Annotated in this window: 6 protein-coding genes; 2 read left to right on the forward strand and 4 right to left on the reverse strand. The window is 64.4% G+C overall.

Annotated elements, in window-relative coordinates; genetic code table 11:
- Positions 1–438, forward strand: a 438-nt coding sequence (locus EN745_RS30810; RefSeq protein WP_145992237.1) for an ABC transporter permease, incomplete at its 5' end; no start/stop codon positions are given.
- Between the two features lie 56 nt (positions 439–494).
- Positions 495–983, forward strand: coding sequence for a gluconokinase (locus EN745_RS30815; RefSeq protein WP_126059412.1), 489 nt, complete (start codon positions 495–497; stop codon positions 981–983).
- Here the strand turns inward: EN745_RS30815 and EN745_RS30820 are convergent.
- From EN745_RS30820 to EN745_RS30835, 4 genes are all read right to left on the reverse strand, one after another.
- Positions 978–2,126, reverse strand: a complete 1,149-nt coding sequence (locus tag EN745_RS30820) for a hypothetical protein (RefSeq protein ID WP_127422992.1) — start codon at positions 2,124–2,126, stop codon at positions 978–980. The genes EN745_RS30815 and EN745_RS30820 overlap by 6 nt on opposite strands.
- A 136-nt stretch (positions 2,127–2,262) precedes the next feature.
- Positions 2,263–2,712, reverse strand: a complete 450-nt coding sequence (locus tag EN745_RS30825) for an Rrf2 family transcriptional regulator (RefSeq protein ID WP_013530871.1) — start codon at positions 2,710–2,712, stop codon at positions 2,263–2,265.
- Positions 2,713–2,974: 262 nt separating this feature from the next.
- Positions 2,975–3,961, reverse strand: coding sequence for a sulfate ABC transporter substrate-binding protein (locus EN745_RS30830; RefSeq protein WP_127422993.1), 987 nt, complete (start codon positions 3,959–3,961; stop codon positions 2,975–2,977).
- Positions 3,962–4,110: 149 nt separating this feature from the next.
- Positions 4,111–4,383, reverse strand: a 273-nt coding sequence (locus EN745_RS30835) for a TOBE-like domain-containing protein (protein ID WP_189363213.1), incomplete at its 5' end; no start/stop codon positions are given.

Genomic DNA, 4,383 nt, shown 5'->3' on the forward strand with positions numbered 1-4,383 from the left:
GCCGTAGACGGCGCGGCCATGGTCTTCGTGCTGACCCGTACCGGCTTCGGCCGCGCCGTCTACGGCATCGGCAACCGTGAGCGCGCCGCCTATCTTTCGGGTATCGACACACGCCGCGTGGTGATGGTCGCCTTCGCGGTTTCGGGCGGACTCTCGGCCTTTGGCGGCGTGCTTTTGGCGGGTTACGCTTCGAAGGCGGCGCAGTCGATGGGCGATGCCTATCTCTTGCCGTCGATCGCGGCGGTGGTGCTCGGCGGCACCTCGATCCTTGGCGGACGCGGTTCCTATCTGGGCACTGTCGCCGGCGTCATCCTGATCACGCTTCTGCAGTCCATCCTCTCGGTCATGCAGATGCCGGAGGCAGGACGGCAGATCATCTACGGCGTGGTCATCGTGGTCATGCTTCTGCTCTACGGCCGGGCCCCGGCGAGCCGCTGACCGTGATCGAAAAAGCGGGACCGCCGGCGACCAAGACGCCGCTGGCCATCGTGGTGATGGGGGTTGCCGGCTGCGGCAAGTCCGCGGTCGGCGAGGCGCTGGCGGCGGCGCTGGGTACGGCATTCGTCGAGGGCGACAGGCTGCATCCGCCCGAGAATGTGGCGCGCATGGCAAGCGGTGAACCGCTCACCGACGAATTGCGCGCCGGCTGGCTCGATGCGATCGGCCGGCGCATCGCGGCCTCGATCGCCGACGGGCAGAGCGTAGTCGCCGCCTGCTCGGCGCTGAAGCGCGGCTACCGCAGGCGGCTGCGCGGCTTTTGCCCGGACCTGCGTTTCGTCTATCTGGAAATCGATGCGGAAACCGCCAGGCGCCGTGTCGGCAGCCGCAAGGGGCATTTCATGCCGGCGAGCCTGGTCGACAGTCAGTTCGCCACTCTGGAAGCGCCGACAGCGGATGAACCCGCCTTGACCGTGGACGGCACCGGCCGGATCTCCAACATCGTCGCCGGCGTGCTTGACGAACTCAGGACAAAGACCTCATGAGGATACGTCGGCGTCGGCGTCCGTCGTGTCGCCCGACCTCGCGGTGAACCTCTGGGCACCTGCCCATACCATCATCTGTTCCGGGTACAATTTCATCGCCTCCAGGAGGCGATCGCGCTTGAGCAGGATGTAGCGCGCCTGCAGCTCCAGGTTCTTCGCCGCCATCTCCCCTGTCGCGGCGGATATCGGCTCTTCAGCCGGGACCAGTTCGGGACTGATAACCGCACGGTATTCGCGAAACGGCACCGTCTCGAAGGTCGACATGGCAAACAGCGCCGTTCCGCCGCGCGCGGCGAAGTTCGCCGGAGTCGAGGCCAGTTGGGTCCAGCCGCTTTGCCCCATGTCGACTTCGGTGAACGTCGTGCCGGAGTGGGTGGTGTTGGTCATCAGGACGACGCCGTTTTCCCTGAGCATGCGCTGCATGCGCACGGTCACCTGATAGGCGTCGCCGCGCTCGAAGATGACCCGGCCTTTCAGAAAACGGTTCTCCACCGCGATCAGCGGCCGGTTCAGGAAGCGCAGGCCGAACACCGTGTCCGAAACGCCGTGGAAGTTGACGCTGACCTGATGCGCCTCGATGCCGGCCTCATGCAGGGCCCGCTTGCCGATGACGGTCTGGGCGGTGAACTGATCACACCAGATGATGGCGCCCCGACCTCGCTGCAGCGCCGCGCGCAGGCCCTCAAGCCCCTCCAGCCGAATTTCCGGCGACCAGCCATGGCCGGTGATGTGCGCGGCAAGCAGCAATTGTCGGCGATGGACCGCGGCAAGCAACCCCTTGAATAGCGCTTCCGTATCGACGCCATCGCCGAAGACGGCACGAACCGCCGCGGCATAGCGTGGAAAATCCTTGCGGAGATGGCGCCTCAGCCGGAGCTTGGAGCTCCAGGCGCAGATCCGCATCCAACTGGCGAGCGGCAGCGTCGCGGCGACCACGAGAAAAAAGCCGAGCAACAGGCTTTCGCGAACATCGCGGTTCGAGAAGCGGCGCAGCCGGCCGGGCCTGACCAGCCTGCGGCTGAAGAAGCGGACCGCTTCGCCGCGCTCCGGCACCGGCACGTCGGCGATGATCTCGGTGTGGTAGATGTTGGACGATGTCCTGCGGTCGGCCCTGCGGGATTTTCCGAACCACGGCAGCCTCATCGGATCGGTGTCCCGCCTGTTCCTGGTTGCGTCCGAAAGGCCGCTCTACTGCGTCCATTGCCCCGACGCAATCGGGCACAGGCATTCGAGCGCCCAGGGGACGGCGCTGACCTTGATGCGGAGCTTCAGGTCCGGGTTAGATCTGCGAGGTCAGCTCGACGGGAAAATCGTCATTGTCGGCGTCGCGCATGGCGGCAAGGCTGCGGTTGTCCAGCACCTCGGCAATCGCCTGGCGCACTTCCAGCATCATGTGCCGGACCTGGCAGGTCGCCTCGTCGCAATCCTCACAGCGCTGGTACTGCGTGCGGCTGGCGCAGGGGATCGGCGCCAGAGGCCCGTCGAGGACGCGCACGACATGGCCGATCTTGATCTCGGAGGCCGGCCGGGCAAGGCGATAGCCGCCTTCCTTGCCCTTGCGGCTCTGGACGAAACCGGCATTACGCAACTCGCCCAGAATAGCGTCGAGGAATTTCTTCGGAATATTGTTGGCGACAGCGATGTCGTTGACGAATGCAAGCTGGCCGGCCGGCAGTCCGGAAAGATGCACGAGGGCCTTGAGGCCGTATTTGCCTTTTTTGGTAAGCATGCCCGATTCAGTTCATGAAACCCCCAACCGCCTGCATCTGGCGGTTGTTTGTGTGCAAATCATGACGTCTCGGATCGCGTATTGCCGTTTCGTGCAAAACAAGCCGCCCGACGGCACGTTAGGCACAAACGCGTTGATTCTTTGTAAGGTTTTTCACAGATGAGGTCGAGATTTTGCCAGGATCCGGCCTGCTGACGCATGAAATGAGGAAAGCCGGCACGGCCGGCTTTCCTGCTCAGGCCGAAGCCGAGGCGTTGGACCCTCAGCGGTTGCCATAGGACTGGTCGAGCAGGCCGCCGGCGGCGAAATGCTCGGCCTGCACCTTGGCCCAGCCGCCGAAGACGTCGTCCACTGTCAGCAGGCGGACGTCGGGGAACTGGTCCTTGTACTTCGCGGCGACCGCCGCATCGCGGACGCGGTTGCCGTTGCGGGCGAGGATGTCCTGGCCTTCGGGCGTATAGAGGAAGTCGAGATAGCTCTTGGCGAGATCGCGCGTGCCATGTTCGTCGGCAACCTTGTCGATTATGGCGACTGGAAACTCCGCCAGCAGGCTGACCGAGGGCGTGACCTGCTCGAACTTGTCGTCGCCATACTCCTTGCGGATGCCACGCGTCTCCGATTCGAAGGTGATCAGCACATCGCCGATCTCGCGCTGCACGAAGGTGGTGGTGGCCGCGCGGCCGCCGGTGTCGAAGATCGGCACGTTGTTGAACAGTTTGGTGACGAATTCCTTCACCTTGGCGTCGTCGCCCTTGAAGGCCTCCTTGGCGTAAGCGGTGGCGGCGAGATAGGTGTAGCGCGCATTGCCCGATGTCTTCGGATTGGGGAAGATCACCTGCACGTCGTCGCGCACCAGATCGTTCCAGTCCTTGATGTGCTTGGGGTTGCCGGCGCGCACCAGGAAGGACGGCAGCGAATAGAAGGGCGAGGCGTTGTCTGGGAAATCCTTCTGCCAGTCGGCGGAAACGAGCCCCTTCTTGACCAGGAAATCGACATCGGTGACCTGGTTCAAGGTGACGACATCGGCGCCGAGCCCTTCGGCGATGGCGCGCGCCTGAGCGGAGGACCCGGCATGCGACTGGTCGATCGTCACGCCCGGATGTTCGGCGACGAAGGCCTTGTTGACTTCGGCGAACAGCTCGCGGCCGACGTCGTAGGACGCGTTCAGCAACCTGTCGGCCGACCAGGCCTCGGAGGATGCGAGGAAGAGGGTGGCCAGTGCCGCCGCGCCAAGCAAAAATCGCTTCATGAAAACCGGCTCCTTGAGAGTTGCAACAAGGGCGCAGGATAATAGCACAAGGCCGGCCAGCGCCAGACATGCGAGCCGGCGCTATCGTGTCGTCGTCGGAAAAGATTCCGCCGAAACAAATGCTTGTTAGGATTTTCTTTCAGGCTGATTCAGCTGGCTTTTCCGGGCTCAGATGCCGGGAAAAGCTTCCAGCGCCGCGGCCTGAACGCCACCCGACTCTTCTGCGCCGCCGGATGGTCGACGGGCAATTCGACCTCGACCCGCTGGCGCTCGCCGCCGACTTCGAGCTCCACCCGCCTGGTGCCAGCGACACGGCGGCTGGCGGCAACGGTGCCGGCGATGCAGCCGCTGCAGCCGTCAAGGAGCTCGACGTCGTGCGGGCGGAAGTAGAGCATTGCGTCGCCTGAGGCCGCGTGCGGGGC

It is taken from the genome of Mesorhizobium sp. M4A.F.Ca.ET.022.05.2.1 (assembly GCF_003998845.1).
In the GTDB taxonomy this organism is placed as follows: Bacteria; Pseudomonadota; Alphaproteobacteria; order Rhizobiales; family Rhizobiaceae; genus Mesorhizobium.

Bases quoted from the DNA above. Each gene is read 5' to 3' on its own strand.
- EN745_RS30825 (WP_013530871.1), bottom strand. From the start codon at position 2,712: ATGCTTACCAAAAAAGGCAAATACGGCCTCAAGGCCCTCGTGCATCTT.
- EN745_RS30815 (WP_126059412.1), top strand. From the start codon at position 495: ATGGGGGTTGCCGGCTGCGGCAAGTCCGCGGTCGGCGAGGCGCTGGCG.
- EN745_RS30820 (WP_127422992.1), bottom strand. From the start codon at position 2,126: ATGAGGCTGCCGTGGTTCGGAAAATCCCGCAGGGCCGACCGCAGGACA.
- EN745_RS30830 (WP_127422993.1), bottom strand. From the start codon at position 3,961: ATGAAGCGATTTTTGCTTGGCGCGGCGGCACTGGCCACCCTCTTCCTC.